This window comes from Pseudomonas sp. MYb13 (assembly GCF_002980075.1).
GTDB classification, from domain to species: domain Bacteria; phylum Pseudomonadota; class Gammaproteobacteria; order Pseudomonadales; family Pseudomonadaceae; genus Aquipseudomonas; species Aquipseudomonas lurida.
Map to the genome: position 1 here is coordinate 95458 of NZ_PCQI01000005.1, position 16005 is coordinate 111462.

Sequence of the window (16005 nt, forward strand, 5' to 3'; positions counted from 1 at the left end):
CCTCCAGCAGATTACAGTTCGTCCTTGTCTCGACCGTACTGTACGGCCTGCGGATCGGGTGCGGCCTGCACATCCTTGAGTTCCCACTCGTTACCCAGTAGCCCCAGGCGCGTCCAGAAGGCATCGATTTGCAGCACAGACAATTGGCCGTTCTCCCGCAAGCGGCTGACCAGCACGCTGGGCGTAAGCACAGGGCCGATACTCAGCAGTCGTACCTCCTCTGCCGAGAAACTGGGCACATACTTGAGCAACGCGCCGCCTCGACAGGTCAAGTACACACTCTGGGCGGTCGGGCGGTTGATTTTCACAATGTCCTGATACAGGCTCAAATCGTCCCTCGATACAAAATTTTCCAGTAGCGCTCGGTCCAGTGGCCGCGAGCTAATGGTCGAGGCGATGACTTTGTAAAAAGCCTGGACCGCGTGAATGGTGTAGAGGAACAGGGGATGGTCAGGTTTGATGTCGAAGCCGAAATGCTCAAACTGAAATAGTTGCGCAATCGTGTCCTGCAACCAGGCGTGGTGGTCTTCCACAGGGTCCAGTGACACAAATCCCACATTACCCGGAGCGGCCAACACCGCCCCGAGGTATTCACGGCCCTTGTAGCCGGCCAACAGCGCGCCGGCCCACAGCGCGGCATCATCGGCATGACTGAACAGCGGCCCGCAAAAGGAAAGAAAGTGCGGGTTGTCTTCCACCGGCCAGGCAGCAGCATGGGGCAACCATTGCGCAGTCACGACTTGTTCCCTTCCCCACACCGTGCTCCTCACGCGCACATACAACTCGCCCTGGGTCGCGAGCCCGCGCACATAGTCGACGACACGCAAGGTGCCTTCCAGCAATTGCCGTTCGGCGACAGAGGCCTGGGAGATCAACGCATACAGGGCCTCAGGCCCGTCTTTCCTGAATGAATACCTGAGCAGGGCACCGTCGGCACACAGCAGGTAAAGCGGCAGAACGCCGTTTTTGGCCAGGTTGCTGACAAACGCGACACCATTGGCCAATGCCCCGGGCGCGAAGAAGCTGGCCGCCATGCTATCGCGCGTGGGCGCAACCGCCTGCGTGGAGGCGCACAAGTACAAGGCCGCCAACGTATAGCCCTGAGGCAACTGGCCATCGAGAAAGACCTGCCTGAAGTCGGAATAATTGGCACGTACCAACGGCAAGGTCGTCATGTACAGCGTCTTTTTTACGGACTTGAGCACATAACCGAATTGCACCTGCGCCTGTGGCGATGAGCGCAGCTGTGCATGACGCACAGCATCGTAGGCTTGGGTAAAAAGAGGGCTGCACGGCGCATCGGCAAACACCTGATTGATCTCCAGAGGTGCCGGCGACACCATGTTCGCAACGAAGGGTCCACGCAGGGCGCGCGCGTCCCCCCACAGTGAATTGCCTTGGACCACCTGCAGATTACCGGCCTTGGCCACCTGCGTGACAAAGTCACCGGGGAGCAGGGTTCCGTTGCGTAACTGGCGCTCGATGTCATTGTCCCAAAGGTCGCCCTTGCGCGAATCCAACGGCTGCAGTTTCTGCTTGAGCGCCTCCTCGTCCGTAGAGCCCGTCAGTTGGTAACTCAGGACCGAGCCTTGGGGCCCGATCAGGTATTCACGCAAAATGTTGACCTCGCGCTGCAACAGGCTCGCCATTACTCCGGTGGGCAGCATGCTTTGGTAGATCGCTTTTTGAGTGGCCGACAACAGCATCCGTACTTCATGCCCGACCACCGAACGATAACGCGCGACGATCGTGGCCCCCTGCGGGTATAACCCCCGCGCAATCACCGAATTGGGGTAAATCCAGTCAATGGTAAAGCCTCGAGGAGGCACCACCAGCGGCAGAGTCGCCACGAACCTGTCATCGGTCATCCTGAGCACCACACCGCCGTAGGCCCGTTGACGCCCCTTGCCCACTATCGCAGCGACGTAGCGCGCCGCATCGTCCGGGTTGGCAAACACCGGGCTGAGGCGTCGCCGGGTAGGGCGCTCGTAGCCGGACCAGGTACGCGGCACACCCCCTTGCTTGTCCCAGCACTGGCTGGTACGCACGACATAGAGCCCGCCCCGGTTGGCGCACTCACCGACAAAGGTCTGCGGCGTCTTTTTACCGGACACCACTGCCTCATCATCGGCTGCCAACAGCCTGTCCAGCGGGCCGCCGCTTTCCACGTTGTAAGGCAGCGATACATACCTCAATAGAGCGCCGTCTTCAGTTGAAAAATAAACCGGGAGGTACTTGCCGTTAGCGTATTTGTCACCGCCACGCTTGCTGTCGTAAATCGCGCCATATAGCAACGCAGGCCGCACGAAATAGCGGGTTAACCAGGCGCTTTGCGTCGCCAGCCCCATGGGCTGCCATTGCTGTGAACGGAACAGCCCACAGGGCACGAACCCCGCAGGAAAACGATAATCACGGTCATCCGTCGCTTCGAACAAACTGCTCAGGCTGAACAGAGCGTTGCGTTCATCAACGCCCACTACTTCGGTGGCGAGGTAATGCGGCTTGTCCTTGTGCCGGAGAATAAAACCGAAGTACGCCTGCTCAGCAAGGTTGCGTCCATGAACCCGAGCATGAAGGTCGCGGGCGGCGTCATCGGCACTGTAGTACACGGCGCCGTAGGTGACATAGTTGGGCGGCCCAAACCTCGGCGCGTAGTCAAAGTTGGGTGTCCAATCGGTATAGATTGGCGAGCGCGGCCCCCACAGTGGATTACCCTGGATAACCTGCAAGTCACCGGCCTCGGCCAACCTGACCACCCACTGCGCTGGCTTCCTCTGCCCGCTGCCCAGTTGCTTCTGCGCCTCACTGCCACCCGCCTGCGGCGCGGTGAGGCGCAAAAGCCGCGTCTGCGAATCGGACTCGCTCGGTGTGTAGACCAGTAGACAGTCTTCGCTCCCCGACAAATAAGCCGGGCGCTTGTGCAGGATCACGTCATGGATTTCCTCGGCAGAGAACACCTGCAGATTGATTTCTGCCTCTTCCCGCGTCCAGCGCCGCTGCTCGACCCAACTCGGGTCAACCATCGACAAGGCCACGTGAGAACCGTAGCGCGCATGTATCTGGTATGGCTCGGGCGGAATCGACGGGCCCTTTCCATCTGCAGGCATGAACAGCAGATGGGCGAACGGGTTGGCGTTGCTCGCCTGCGGCTCGGTGATCAAGAAGCCTCCTTCGTCGTCCTTGAGCACGTACCCGCCGTAGGCATGCTGGCGCTTGCGGCCAATTTGCTCGTGGGCATAAACGGCCGCGTCGTGGGCAGAAATGAAGAAACGACTCAATACTGCCCGCGAGGGACCGCCCAACACCGTCGAACGCTCATCCACCGGGCCGACGTCTCGCCACAGCAAGCCCGCCTCCACCACCGACACGCTCGTCGAGGCGATGACCCGGCGCACATAGTTGCGCGGGCTCAGGGTACCGGCCAGCAGTGCGGCCTGGGCGCCATTATCCTCAATGGTGCCCGCCGCGGGCTCACTGGCCAGGGCGGTCGTGGCGCCCGGCACATCAAGTTCGAGCAACGCACCATCCGATGCCTGCAGGTACAAGCGGAGTCCACGGGCCTTGTCCTGCAGTGACGCGGTGGTCCTGGCTTGAGCGATGGCCGCCGCCACTTCAGTCGGCGTAAAGAATGTGGAATACAGCCAGGGTTCGTGCGCAGGCAGGTCGAGGGCCGCGGGCGAGGAGCGGTAGTAGATCGCCTCCAGCCTAACATTCGACGGCAGCCGTAACTGGCCGTCGGCGCGCGTAGGGAACCGTGCCACTGGAGAGAACAACGGCGCGCTCAGCGCTTCGGGGTAGGTCGCCACATAGCTTTCGTCCCGCGTGTGCTTGAGCACAAAACCCTGGGCCGCGCCTGCCGGGAACAACGCCCGCGCCGCCAGCACCGCCGCATCAGCCTGCTCGAAGATCTGTGTGAAGAACGGCTGCTCCTCTGTCACCTGAGCGACGGCCGTATTGATGCGCCAGCCTTGCTTGACCCGACCGCGCACGCCCCCCCAGTGAGCGTTGGCCACCACCACCCGCAAGTCACCGGCCTGCACGGCCTGCCAGATCAATGATTCGAAATCGGAGGAAGGCGCAAATGGCTCTTCGCCGAGAATGCGTTTTCTAAGCAGGCTCTCCAGCGCCGAGCCACTGCTCGTGTACTTGAGCAAGGAGCCCTCTGGGCCGCACAAATAATGGGCCTTCACCGAACGCCGGTGCTCAATGATGAAACTCAGGTCGGCGGGGGAAAAAAAGCTGACGAATACCGAAGCCTGCTCATCGCTCATGCCTGGGTTGTGGGCTTTCACCTGGGCCGTGTTCAGCGGGTGCGAATGGTAGAGCGCCTCGCAGATATAGCCACCGGGGGCGATGAAATTATCGTCGGCGTCGGTCGCCAGCAGGATTCGATGATCGAACGAGACCTGTTGGTCTGCAAGGGGCGTCGTAGCAAAGTAGCGATTGCCCTGTTTGAGAATAGCCCCGCCGTATTCCTTGTCAGCCACGGGGTGATCGATTTGGTCGTGAGCCCAACGGGCAGCATCGTCGGCGGTGATAAAGGGCGGGCTCAAGGCCGGCAGGATGGGCGTGGCGTTAGCGGCTCGTGGCGTGCGAGACATACAGGGACTCCTGGAAAAGTGGGGAATGCCTACTGTCACGTCAACCCGGCACGCACGGGCGCTAGATAGTTGTCGGCCAGGCACCACTTCAGCGCAGCCGATGCACCGACGCCCCGTCAACGCGCCGATCTGGTGCGCAACCGTTTACGCCAGCCCCCCGCCTGCACCGCAGACAAGCGCCGCCGCGCACCTCGGCACAGCCTTTGCAAAAGCCAGTGCAACGCCCACATAACAACATCGAGTTCCTGGAGACCGCACCATGAAGCGTCGCAGCTTGATCAAGGCTTTCACTCTCTCGGCATCCATTGCCGCCATGGGTCTGACCTGGACCGTGCAGGCCGCCGAGACCATCAAGGTCGGCATCCTGCACTCGTTGTCCGGGACCATGGCGATCTCCGAGACCTCGCTCAAAGACATGGCGCTGATGACCATCGACGAGATCAACGCCAAAGGCGGTGTGAACGGCAAGATGCTTGAGCCGGTGGTGGTTGACCCCGCATCGAACTGGCCGCTGTTCGCTGAAAAAGGCCGCCAGTTGCTGACCCAGGACAAGGTCGCAGTCGTGTTCGGCTGCTGGACCTCGGTGTCGCGTAAATCGGTGCTGCCGGTGTTCGAAGAGCTCAACGGCCTGCTGTTCTACCCGGTGCAATACGAAGGCGAAGAGATGTCACCTAACGTGTTCTATACCGGTGCAGCGCCGAACCAGCAGGCGATCCCGGCGGTGGAATACCTGATGAGCGAAGAAGGCGGCAGTGCCAAGCGCTTCTTCCTGCTCGGCACCGACTATGTGTACCCGCGCACCACCAACAAGATCCTGCGTTCGTTCCTGCACTCCAAAGGCGTCGCGGACAAAGACATCGAAGAGGTCTATACCCCGTTCGGCCACGCCGACTACCAGACCATCGTTGCCAACATCAAGAAGTTCTCCGCGGGCGGCAAGACTGCAGTGATCTCCACCGTGAACGGCGACTCCAACGTGCCGTTCTACAAGGAGCTGGCCAACCAGGGACTGAAAGCCACCGACGTACCGGTGGTGGCGTTCTCGGTGGGTGAAGAAGAATTGCGCGGCATCGACACCAAGCCGTTGGTGGGCAACCTCGCGGCCTGGAACTACTTCCAGTCGGTGGAGAACCCGGTGAACCAGAAGTTCGTCGCGGACTGGAAAGCCTACGCCAAGAAACACAACCTGCCGGGCGCGGATAAAGCCGTGACCAACGACCCGATGGAAGCCACCTACGTGGGCATCCATATGTGGGCCCAGGCGGCGGAAAAAGCCAAGTCCACCGACGTCGACAAAGTGCGCGAAGCACTGGCCGGCCAGACCTTCGCTGCACCGTCGGGCTTCACCCTGACCATGGACAAGACCAACCACCACCTGCACAAGCCGGTGATGATCGGCGAGATCCAGGCCGACGGGCAGTTCTCGGTGGTGTGGCAGACCCAAGAGCCGATCCGCGCCCAGCCATGGAGCCCGTACATTCCTGGCAATGACAAGAAGCCGGACTATGCCGTGAAGAGCAACTGATCCGAGGGGTGTCGGCACTTGAGTGCCGACACACACCCTGTGGGAGCTGGCTTGCCTGCGATGCAGACGACTCGGTGTGTCTGATGCACCGCTATCGCAGGCAAGCCAGCTCCCACATTAGTTCGAGCAAGGCCCACGAATATGCCCACTGCCTTCTACCGCTTCATCCTGGCTACGCTGCTGTTGCTGCCTTTCGCCGCACACGCCAGCGACGCCGAAGACTTCCTGTCTGCCAACCCGACCCAACAAGCCAAGCTCCTGCAAGACTGGGCTGCCCAGCCCGACCCGGCGCGCATCGAGCTGGTAGACGCCCTGCAACAAGGCCAACTCACCGTCAACGGTGAGACCAAGACCGTACGCTTGAACAACCGTCTGCGTGGCCTGATCGACAACGTGCAGGCCAGCCAGCAACTGCTCGCCGCCGACCCCAAGGTACGCCTGGCCGCCGCGCAGACCCTGCAAAAAACCGCCCAACCTGCGCAGCTCGCATTCCTCGACCAGCGGGTCGCCGCCGAGACCAACGAGGACGTGCACACCGCCCTCAGCCTGGCCCTGGCCAACCTGCAGCTGGTCGATAACGATCCGGTGGTGCGCCTGGCCGCCGTGCGTTTGCTCGGCAGCACCGGCGACCCGCTGGCCCGCACGCGCCTAGAAGCCCTGCTCGCGCCCGGCGTCGAAACCGACGCTGCCGTGCACACCGCCGCCGAGACAAGCCTGGCCCAGGTCAAACGCAAATTGATGGTCGGCGAGGTCCTCGGCCAGGCGTTCAGCGGCATGTCCCTTGGGTCGATCCTGCTGCTCGCAGCCCTGGGCCTGGCGATCACTTTCGGCCTGCTCGGCGTGATCAACATGGCCCACGGCGAGATGCTGATGCTCGGCGCGTACTCCACCTACGTGGTGCAACTGCTGATGCAGCGCTACGTGCCCGCGGCCATCGAGTTCTACCCGCTGATCGCGCTGCCGGTGGCATTTTTTGTCACCGCCGCCATCGGCATGGCCCTGGAGCGTACCGTGATTCGTCACCTGTACGGCCGGCCGCTGGAGACCCTGCTCGCCACCTGGGGCATCAGCCTGATGCTGATCCAGTTGGTGCGCCTGGTGTTCGGCGCGCAGAACGTCGAGGTGTCCAACCCCGCCTGGCTGTCCGGCGGCATCCAGGTGCTGCCCAACCTGGTACTGCCCTACAACCGCATTGTCATCATCGCCTTCGCACTGTTCGTGGTGGTGCTGACCTGGCTGCTGCTGAACAAGACGCGCCTGGGCCTCAACGTGCGCGCGGTCACCCAGAACCGCAACATGGCCGCCTGCTGCGGCGTGCCTACCGGCCGCGTGGACATGCTCGCGTTCGGCCTCGGCTCAGGCATCGCTGGCCTTGGCGGCGTGGCGTTGAGCCAGATCGGCAACGTCGGCCCGGACCTGGGCCAGAGCTACATCATCGACTCGTTCCTGGTGGTGGTACTCGGCGGCGTCGGCCAGTTGGCCGGTAGCGTCATGGCCGCCTTCGGGCTGGGTATCGCCAACAAGATCCTGGAGCCCCAGATCGGCGCCGTGCTCGGCAAGATCCTGATCCTCGCGCTGATCATTCTGTTTATCCAGAAACGCCCGCAGGGACTCTTCGCACTGAAAGGACGGGTGATCGACTGATGAACCAGCCATTGATGCTCACGGCCGCGCAAAAGGCCGGCCCCAAGGTGACGATTGCCGTCGGCGCGCTGATCCTTGTCGTGTTGCTGGCGCTGCCGTTGCTGTCGCTGCTGCCGCCGGAAAACACCTTTCATGTATCGGCCTACACCCTGACGCTGGTGGGCAAGATCCTCTGCTACGCCATCGTCGCCCTGGCACTGGACCTGGTGTGGGGCTACGCCGGGATGTTGTCCCTAGGCCACGGCCTGTTCTTCGCCCTCGGGGGCTATGCGATGGGCATGTACCTGATGCGCCAGGCCTCGGGGGATGAACTGCCAGCGTTCATGACATTCCTGTCGTGGACCGAACTGCCGTGGTACTGGGTGGGCACCGACCACTTCCTCTGGGCCCTGTGCCTGGTGGTATTGGCGCCAGGTCTGCTGGCGTTGGTGTTTGGGTTCTTCGCCTTCCGCTCGCGGATCAAGGGCGTGTATTTCTCGATCATGACCCAGGCCCTGACGTTTGCGGGGATGCTGTTGTTTTTCCGCAACGAGACCGGATTCGGCGGCAATAACGGTTTCACCAATTTTCGCAGCATCCTGGGCTTTGGCATTACCGAGCCGGGCACGCGCGCGGTGTTGTTCGTGGCCACGGTGCTGTTGCTGGTCGCCAGCCTCTACATCGGCTGGCGCCTGGCGCAAAGCAAGTTCGGCCGCGTGCTCACGGCGCTGCGTGATGCCGAGAACCGCCTGATGTTCTGCGGCTACGACCCGCGTGGCTTCAAGCTCTTCGTTTGGGTCTTGAGCGCCGTGTTGTGCGGGCTGGCGGGAGCGTTGTATGTGCCGCAGGTGGGCATTATCAACCCCAGCGAAATGTCGCCGACCAACTCCATCGAGGCCGCCGTATGGGTCGCCCTGGGTGGGCGCGGCACGCTGATCGGCCCGCTGCTGGGCGCTGGTGTGGTCAATGGCATGAAGAGCTGGTTCACCGTGGCCTTCCCGGAATACTGGCTGTTCTTCCTCGGGGCGCTGTTCATCATCGTCACCCTGTACCTGCCCAAGGGCGTCATCGGCCTGCTGAAGAAATGAGGAACGTCATGCTTGAACCTATTTTCGATGCAGGCAGCGGCCGTGATGCGATCGGCATTGGCCAAGCCGCGGGCAAGGGCCTGAATACTCGCCACGGCACCATCCTGACCCTGGAAGACATCAGCGTCAGCTTCGATGGTTTCAAGGCCCTCAACAACCTGAACCTCTACATCGGCGTCGGCGAACTGCGTTGCATCATCGGCCCCAATGGCGCGGGCAAGACCACCTTGATGGACGTGATCACCGGCAAGACCCGGCCCAGTCACGGCAAGGCCTGGTTCGGCGAAACCCTGGACCTGACCAGCATGAGCGAAGTGCAGATCGCCCAGGCTGGCATCGGCCGCAAATTCCAGAAACCCACGGTGTTCGAAGCCTTGAGCGTGTTCGAAAACCTGGAGCTGGCGCAGAAGACCGACAAGTCGGTGTGGGCCAGCCTGCGCGCACGCTTGAGCGGCGAGCAGAAGGACCGAATCGATGAAGTGCTCGATACCATCCGCCTCACCGCCTCGGAGCATCTCCAGGCAGGCCTGCTGTCCCACGGCCAGAAGCAGTTCCTGGAGATCGGCATGCTGCTGATGCAGGACCCGCAACTGTTGCTGCTGGACGAACCGGTGGCGGGCATGACCGACGCCGAAACCGAGTTCACCGCCGAACTGTTCAAGCGCCTGGCGGGCAAGCACTCGCTGATGGTGGTGGAACACGACATGGGGTTTGTCGGTTCGATTGCCGACCACGTGACGGTGTTGCACCAGGGCAGCGTACTGGCCGAAGGCTCACTGGAACAGGTGCAGGAAAATGAGCGGGTGATCGAGGTTTACCTCGGTCGCTGAGCCTGACAAGGACTGCTTCATGTGGGCACTGGCTTGCCGGCGATGCAGGCAACTCGGTGTAGCGGGTACAGCGCTATCGCCGGCACGCCAGCGCCCACATTTGATCCGGTTCCCACAGGGGAATCGTGGAGGTTTTGAGAATGCTGCAAGTCGACAAGCTGCACCAGTACTACGGCGGTAGCCATATCCTGCGCGGGCTGTCCTTTGACGTGAAGATCGGTGAGGTCACCTGCCTGCTCGGCCGTAACGGCGTGGGCAAGACCACCCTGCTCAAATGCCTGATGGGCCTGCTGCCGGCCAAAGAGGGCGCGGTGAATTGGGAAGGCAAGGCGATCACCGGGTTCAAGCCGCACCAGCGTGTGCATGCGGGGATTGCCTATGTGCCGCAGGGCCGGGAGATTTTTGGACGGCTGACGGTGGAAGAAAACCTGTTGATGGGGCTTTCGCGCTTTCCGGGTTCCGAGGCCAAGGAAGTGCCCGCCTTCATCTACGAACTGTTCCCGGTGTTGCTGCAAATGAAACACCGGCGTGGCGGCGATTTGTCCGGCGGCCAGCAACAGCAACTGGCGATTGGTCGTGCGCTGGCCAGCCGCCCGCGCCTGCTGATCCTCGACGAGCCCACCGAAGGCATCCAGCCCTCGGTCATCAAGGAGATCGGCGCGGTGATCAAGAAACTCGCGGCACGCGGTGATATGGCGATCCTGCTGGTGGAGCAGTTCTACGACTTCGCGGCCGAGTTGGCCGACCAATACCTGGTGATGTCCCGTGGTGAAATCGTGCAGCAAGGCCGAGGTGAAAATATGGAAAGTGAAGGTGTGCGTGGTCTCGTAACCATCTAATCTGTAGCCTCCTAACGATAAGCACACGCCATGAACCTGCCCGTTCCCCCCGCCTTGTTCACCCCCAGCTGGCACGCCGAGCTGGAACTCGGCTATGCGCGTTTCGGTGACACCACGCGCCCGGTGATGCGCCGCCACCTTGGCCCGCTGCGGGTGCAAAAGCACCTGTACGCCGAAGGCCCCGAGGTGTGCCAGCACATTATCGTGCACCCGCCCGGCGGGATTGCCGGTGGTGATCGCCTGGACATCAGCGCCCATGTCGGCGCGGGTGCCTGGGCGCAATTGACCAGCCCCGGCGCGGCCAAATGGTATCGCGCCAGCGGCCCCGCCTTTCAGCAGGTGGACCTCACCGTGGAAGCCGGCGCCACCCTGGAATGGCTGCCCCAGGAAACCATCGTATTCAGTGCCGCCCAGGCCGAGCTCACTACGCGCATCGCGCTGCAAGGCGATGCGCGGCTGTTCTACTGGGATGTGGTCGCCCTGGGTCGCCCGGCCAGCGCTGAACGTTTCGACCTCGGCCACTTTCAGTCACACCTGGACATTCGCCGCGACGGCCAGTTGCTCTGGCACGAGCGCCAACGCATTGTCGGCGCCGACGGCTTGCTGGACTCGCCCATAGGCCTGGACGGTCAGCCGGTGTTTGCGACGTTGCTGCTGACCGCCGACATCGCCCCTGAATTACTCGAAACCTGCCGTGCCCTGCCCCACGCGGTGCGCGGCGACCTGACTCAACTGCCTGGCCTGCTGGTCGCGCGCTGCCTGGCCAGCGAAGCGCTGCTGGCGCGGGCATGGTTGATTGATTTATGGCGGTTGCTGCGCCCGGCGGTGCTGGGCCGTGAAGCCGTTTCACCGCGAATCTGGAGCACCTGAACCATGGATCTGACCCCACGGGAAAAAGACAAACTGCTGATCTTCACTGCAGGCCTGGTGGCCGAGCGGCGCCTGGCGCGCGGCGTGAAGCTCAACTACCCGGAAACCATCGCCTACATCTCCGCCGCACTGATGGAAGGGGCCCGCGATGGCCGCACGGTCGCTGACCTGATGCACTACGGCACCACCCTGCTCAGCCGTGAACAGGTGATGGAAGGCATCCCGGAGATGATCCCGGACATCCAGGTGGAAGCCACCTTCCCCGACGGCACCAAGCTGGTCACCGTCCACCAACCCATCGCCTGAGGCCCGGCCATGATTCGTGACGCAACTCAAAACGATTTGCCGGCGATCCGCGATATCTACAACGACGCGGTACTCAACACGACGGCGATCTGGAACGAACAACCGGTGGACCTGGGCAATCGCCAGGCCTGGTTCAGTGCGCGGCATGCCCAGGGCTATCCGGTCCTGGTCTGCGTGGAAAACGGTGAAGTCACCGGCTACGCCTCGTTCGGCGACTGGCGACCGTTCGAAGGTTTCCGCTACAGCGTCGAGCACTCGGTGTACGTGCGCAACGACCAACGCGGCAAAGGCCTCGGCCCGCGCCTGATGGAGGCGCTGATCGAACGCGCCCGCACCGGCGGCAAACATGTGATGGTCGCCGCCATCGAAAGCGGCAACCACGCTTCGATCCACCTGCATGAGCGCCTGGGCTTCATTACCACCGGCCAGATGCCCCAAGTGGGCATCAAGTTTGGCCGCTGGCTGGACCTGACGTTTATGCAACTGAACCTGAACCCGGGCGCCGAACCGCCCAAGGAGTGAGTCGATGAGCGCTTCGCAACTGCGTCGAGTGAATGCAGAAAGTTTTGCCCACTACCGCCTGGGCTTGATCGAGCTGTTGCTGGACGCGGTGAAGCACGGTGCATCGGTCGGCTTCATGGCTGACTTCGACGAAGCCCAGGCCCGCGCTTACCTGAAGGGGGTGCAAGCCAGCGTCGAAGACGCCAGCCTGCTGCTGTGGGTCGTGGTGCGCGACGAACAGGTGATTGCCAGCGTGCAACTGGCGCTGTGCCAGAAAGCCAACGGCCTCAACCGCGCCGAAGTGCAAAAGCTGCTGGTGCACAGCAGCGCCCGACGTCACGGCCTGGGCCAACAGTTGATGAACACCCTGGAACTCGCCGCGCGCCAGCACAAGCGCGGCCTGTTGTACCTGGACACCGAAGCCGGCTCCCCGGCCGAGGCCTTCTACCAGTCGCTGCGCTACACCAAGATCGGTGAGTTGCCCGACTACTGCCAAAGCCCGGACGGGCGCTACAGCCCGACCGCCATCTACTTCAAGACCCTGGGGCAACCTGCATGATTCCTGGTGAATATCAGATCCAGCCTGGCGACATCGAACTCAACGTGGGTCGCCGCACCGTCACACTCAGCGTGGCCAACAGCGGCGACCGGCCGATCCAGGTGGGCTCGCATTACCATTTTTTCGAGACCAATGACGCGCTGACCTTTGATCGCGCGGCGAGCCGTGGCATGCGCCTGAATATTCCAGCGGGGACGGCGGTGCGCTTCGAGCCGGGGCAGAGTCGTGAAATCGAGTTGGTGGATTTGAGCGGTGGACGGCGGGTGTTCGGGTTTGCCGGACGGATCATGGGTGACCTTTAAGGCCTCATCGCGGGAAAGCCCGCTCCCACACGGGAACGCATTCCATCTGTGGGAGCGGGCTTGCCCGCGATAGCGATCTCACATTCAACTTACTTTTTCAGGGCTCACACACATGAAAATCAGCCGCCAAGCCTACGCCGACATGTACGGCCCCACCGTCGGTGACAAGGTCCGCCTGGCCGACACCGAGTTGTTCGTCGAGGTCGAAAAAGACTTCACCGTCTACGGCGAGGAGGTGAAATTCGGCGGCGGCAAGGTGATCCGCGATGGCCAGGGCCAGAGCCAGTTGCTCGCCCATGAAGTGGTCGACACGCTGATTACCAACGCGCTGATCATCGACCACTGGGGCATCGTCAAGGCTGACGTCGGCCTGAAAAACGGCCGCATCCACGCGATCGGCAAAGCCGGCAACCCGGATATCCAACCCGGCGTGACGATGGCCATCGGTGCCAGCACCGAAGTGATTGCCGGCGAAGGCATGATCCTCACCGCCGGCGGCATCGACTCCCATGTGCACTTCATCTGCCCGCAGCAGATCGAAGAGGCGCTGACCAGCGGCGTCACCACCATGATCGGCGGCGGCACCGGCCCGGCCACGGGCACCAACGCTACCACCTGCACCTCAGGTCCCTGGCACCTGGCGCGGATGCTCCAGGCCAGCGATTCTTTTCCGATGAACATCGGTTTTACCGGCAAGGGCAACGCCAGCCTGCCCGAGCCGCTGATCGAGCAAGTCAAGGCCGGTGCCATTGGCCTCAAGCTGCATGAGGACTGGGGCACCACACCGGCGAGTATCGATAACTGCCTGAGCGTTGCCGACCAGTACGACGTGCAGGTGGCGATCCACAGCGACACCCTCAACGAATCCGGCTTTGTCGAAACCACGCTGGCCGCGCTCAAGGGCCGCACCATCCACACCTACCACACCGAAGGTGCAGGGGGCGGTCACGCGCCAGATATCATCAAGGCCTGCGGCTTCCCCAACGTGCTGCCCAGCTCGACCAACCCGACCCGGCCGTTCACGCGCAACACCATCGACGAGCACCTGGACATGCTGATGGTCTGCCATCACCTGGACCCCAGCATTGCCGAAGACGTGGCCTTCGCCGAAAGCCGTATCCGCCGCGAGACCATAGCCGCCGAAGACATCCTGCACGACCTCGGCGCGTTCTCGATGATCAGCTCGGATAGCCAGGCCATGGGCCGAGTGGGCGAGGTGATCACACGCACCTGGCAGACCGCCGACAAGATGAAAAAGCAACGCGGCCCGCTGCCCGGCGATGGCCCTGGCAACGACAACTTCCGCGCCAAACGCTACATCGCCAAGTACACCATCAACCCGGCGATCACCCACGGCGTGAGTCACATCGTCGGCTCCATCGAAGTGGGCAAGTGGGCCGACCTGGTGCTGTGGCGCCCGGCGTTTTTCGGCATAAAACCTACCTTGATTCTCAAGGGCGGGGCGATTGCCTCAAGCCTGATGGGCGACGCGAACGCTTCGATCCCCACGCCGCAGCCGGTGCACTACCGGCCGATGTTCGCCAGCTTCGGCAGCTCGCTGCACGCTACCAGCCTGACCTTTATCAGCCAGGCAGCCATGGACGCAGGCTTGCCGGAAGCGCTGGGCCTGAAGAAACAGATTGGCGTGGTAAAGGGCTGTCGCAACGTGCAGAAAACCGACCTGATCCACAACGATTACCTGCCGGACATCGAGGTTGACCCACAGACCTATCAGGTCAAGGCCGACGGTGTGTTGCTGTGGTGTGAGCCGGCCGAGGTGTTGCCGATGGCGCAGCGGTATTTCCTGTTCTAGCTGAAAACCGGTGGCGAGGGAGCGTGGCTCCCTCACCGCAGGGAAAGTATTTGCCTCAGAACTGCTCGCGCGGGTTAAACGCAGCTTTCTGCGCCAGCTCCTGCCACAACGCTTTCACGTCATCGTCGCCCGCCGGTGGCATCACCGCCTTGAGCTGCACGTACAGGAAGCCACGCTGCCCGGCCTTATTCAGCAAACCATGGCCCTTGGCGCGCATGCGCTGGCCGTTCTGGCTGCCGGCTGGCACCTTGAGGTTGATCTTGCCGGTCAACGTCGGCACGGCGATTTCAGCGCCCAACGCCAACTCCCACGGCGCCAGCGGCAGGGTGATCACCAGGTTTTCGCCTTCGACTTCAAACTTGGGGTGCGGTGCAAACTTGATGATCAGGTACAGATCGCCATTGGCTCCACCGCCAATACCCGGCGCGCCCTGGCCTTTGAGGCGGATGCGCTCGCCGTCGGTCACACCGGCGGGGATCTTCACGTTCAGGCTCTTGGTAGTGTTGCTGACGTGGCGGCCCGAGGCGTCGTATTGCGGCACCTGGAAGCTGATCTGCTTGGACTCGGTGGACAGTGTCTCTTCGAGGAACACCGACAGCTGCATCTCCACATCCTGCCCCTTACGCCCGGCCGGACGGCGCTGGCCGCCACCAAAGGCATCGCCACGCGAGCCGAAGATCGAGCTGAAGAAGTCCGAGAAGTCCTCGCCACCGCCACCCCCGCCAAAACCGCCACGGCTCTGCCAGCCCGGCGGCCCCTGGAACGGCTGGCCATGCTGGCCGTATTTGCGCAGTTCGTCGTATTCAGCACGCTTATCGGCACTTTTAAGCGCTTCATAGGCTTCGGACGCGTCCTTGAACTTCTCTTCGGCGTCTTTTTCCTTGCTTACATCCGGGTGATATTTGCGTGCGAGCTTGCGGTAGGCAGCCTTGATTTCCTTGTCATCGGCGCTCGGCTCGACACCCAATATCTTGTAGTAGTCTTTGAAATCCATCGGCGGTTCACCATCCTTAATCGAGATCGCACAGCCCAGGGCACAACGTGCGCTGCTTTGCACTTGTTGAGTCTTGTGGCCTGGGGGTGCGTCAAAGTGTTATCGGCACTAGCCGTATGCAACAGATGTGGGGGCAAATACCCAACTTTCAAGC

The 16005-nt window shown here is 62.2% G+C and carries 13 protein-coding genes; 11 read left to right on the forward strand and 2 right to left on the reverse strand.

What is annotated here, in order from left to right:
• Positions 1-11 precede the first annotated feature (11 nt).
• A complete protein-coding gene (locus tag CQ002_RS11950) occupies positions 12-4601 on the reverse strand; it encodes a DUF4329 domain-containing protein (protein WP_105161579.1) in 4590 nt (1529 codons plus the stop codon).
• Positions 4602-4860: 259 nt separating this feature from the next.
• Here CQ002_RS11950 and urtA point away from each other — a divergent pair, with 259 nt between their 5' ends.
• From urtA to ureC, 11 genes are all read left to right on the forward strand, one after another.
• The gene (urtA, locus tag CQ002_RS11955; RefSeq protein WP_025857306.1) at positions 4861-6126 is read left to right on the forward strand and encodes an urea ABC transporter substrate-binding protein; all 1266 of its coding nucleotides are present in this window, start codon (positions 4861-4863) and stop codon (positions 6124-6126) included.
• A 141-nt stretch (positions 6127-6267) separates the two neighbouring features.
• Positions 6268-7770, forward strand: a complete 1503-nt coding sequence (gene urtB / locus CQ002_RS11960) for an urea ABC transporter permease subunit UrtB (protein WP_034105608.1) — start codon at positions 6268-6270, stop codon at positions 7768-7770.
• Positions 7770-8837, forward strand: coding sequence for an urea ABC transporter permease subunit UrtC (gene urtC / locus CQ002_RS11965; RefSeq protein ID WP_034105610.1), 1068 nt, complete (start codon positions 7770-7772; stop codon positions 8835-8837). Before urtB ends, urtC begins: the two co-directional genes overlap by 1 nt.
• Positions 8834-9667 carry an urea ABC transporter ATP-binding protein UrtD gene (gene urtD, locus CQ002_RS11970; protein WP_177431169.1) on the forward strand — a complete coding sequence of 278 codons (834 nt, stop codon included), beginning with the start codon at positions 8834-8836 and terminating at the stop codon, positions 9665-9667. The genes urtC and urtD overlap by 4 nt, the downstream gene beginning before the upstream one ends.
• Before the next feature lie 140 nt (positions 9668-9807).
• Positions 9808-10506: an urea ABC transporter ATP-binding subunit UrtE gene (urtE, locus tag CQ002_RS11975; protein ID WP_027607728.1), complete on the forward strand. Its 699-nt coding sequence runs from the start codon at positions 9808-9810 to the stop codon at positions 10504-10506.
• Between the two features lie 30 nt (positions 10507-10536).
• On the forward strand, positions 10537-11376 hold the full coding sequence (locus tag CQ002_RS11980) for an urease accessory protein UreD (protein ID WP_034105616.1): 840 nt from the start codon (positions 10537-10539) through the stop codon (positions 11374-11376).
• Between the two features lie 3 nt (positions 11377-11379).
• On the forward strand, positions 11380-11682 hold the full coding sequence (gene ureA, locus CQ002_RS11985) for an urease subunit gamma (RefSeq protein ID WP_003171437.1): 303 nt from the start codon (positions 11380-11382) through the stop codon (positions 11680-11682).
• A gap of 9 nt (positions 11683-11691) precedes the next feature.
• Complete coding sequence (locus tag CQ002_RS11990; RefSeq protein ID WP_034105617.1) at positions 11692-12204, forward strand: GNAT family N-acetyltransferase; 513 nt, start codon at positions 11692-11694, stop codon at positions 12202-12204.
• Between the two features lie 4 nt (positions 12205-12208).
• Entirely contained in the window at positions 12209-12742 is a 534-nt protein-coding gene (locus tag CQ002_RS11995) for a GNAT family N-acetyltransferase (protein ID WP_069021489.1), read from the forward strand.
• Positions 12739-13044 carry an urease subunit beta gene (locus CQ002_RS12000; protein WP_012721964.1) on the forward strand — a complete coding sequence of 102 codons (306 nt, stop codon included), beginning with the start codon at positions 12739-12741 and terminating at the stop codon, positions 13042-13044. The genes CQ002_RS11995 and CQ002_RS12000 overlap by 4 nt, the downstream gene beginning before the upstream one ends.
• A gap of 112 nt (positions 13045-13156) precedes the next feature.
• Positions 13157-14857, forward strand: a complete 1701-nt coding sequence (gene ureC / locus CQ002_RS12005) for an urease subunit alpha (protein WP_034105621.1) — start codon at positions 13157-13159, stop codon at positions 14855-14857.
• Between the two features lie 55 nt (positions 14858-14912).
• Here the strand turns inward: ureC and CQ002_RS12010 are convergent, their stop codons facing one another.
• Positions 14913-15851, reverse strand: coding sequence for a DnaJ C-terminal domain-containing protein (locus CQ002_RS12010; RefSeq protein WP_034105623.1), 939 nt, complete (start codon positions 15849-15851; stop codon positions 14913-14915).
• Positions 15852-16005 lie beyond the last annotated feature (154 nt).

Bases quoted from the DNA above. Each gene is read 5' to 3' on its own strand.
- urtD (WP_177431169.1), top strand. From the start codon at position 8,834: ATGAGGAACGTCATGCTTGAACCTATTTTCGATGCAGGCAGCGGCCGT.
- CQ002_RS12000 (WP_012721964.1), top strand. From the start codon at position 12,739: ATGATTCCTGGTGAATATCAGATCCAGCCTGGCGACATCGAACTCAAC.
- CQ002_RS11980 (WP_034105616.1), top strand. From the start codon at position 10,537: ATGAACCTGCCCGTTCCCCCCGCCTTGTTCACCCCCAGCTGGCACGCC.
- CQ002_RS11990 (WP_034105617.1), top strand. From the start codon at position 11,692: ATGATTCGTGACGCAACTCAAAACGATTTGCCGGCGATCCGCGATATC.
- CQ002_RS12010 (WP_034105623.1), bottom strand. From the start codon at position 15,851: ATGGATTTCAAAGACTACTACAAGATATTGGGTGTCGAGCCGAGCGCC.
- CQ002_RS11995 (WP_069021489.1), top strand. From the start codon at position 12,209: ATGAGCGCTTCGCAACTGCGTCGAGTGAATGCAGAAAGTTTTGCCCAC.
- urtE (WP_027607728.1), top strand. From the start codon at position 9,808: ATGCTGCAAGTCGACAAGCTGCACCAGTACTACGGCGGTAGCCATATC.
- CQ002_RS11950 (WP_105161579.1), bottom strand. From the start codon at position 4,601: ATGTCTCGCACGCCACGAGCCGCTAACGCCACGCCCATCCTGCCGGCC.
- urtA (WP_025857306.1), top strand. From the start codon at position 4,861: ATGAAGCGTCGCAGCTTGATCAAGGCTTTCACTCTCTCGGCATCCATT.
- urtB (WP_034105608.1), top strand. From the start codon at position 6,268: ATGCCCACTGCCTTCTACCGCTTCATCCTGGCTACGCTGCTGTTGCTG.
- ureC (WP_034105621.1), top strand. From the start codon at position 13,157: ATGAAAATCAGCCGCCAAGCCTACGCCGACATGTACGGCCCCACCGTC.
- urtC (WP_034105610.1), top strand. From the start codon at position 7,770: ATGAACCAGCCATTGATGCTCACGGCCGCGCAAAAGGCCGGCCCCAAG.
- ureA (WP_003171437.1), top strand. From the start codon at position 11,380: ATGGATCTGACCCCACGGGAAAAAGACAAACTGCTGATCTTCACTGCA.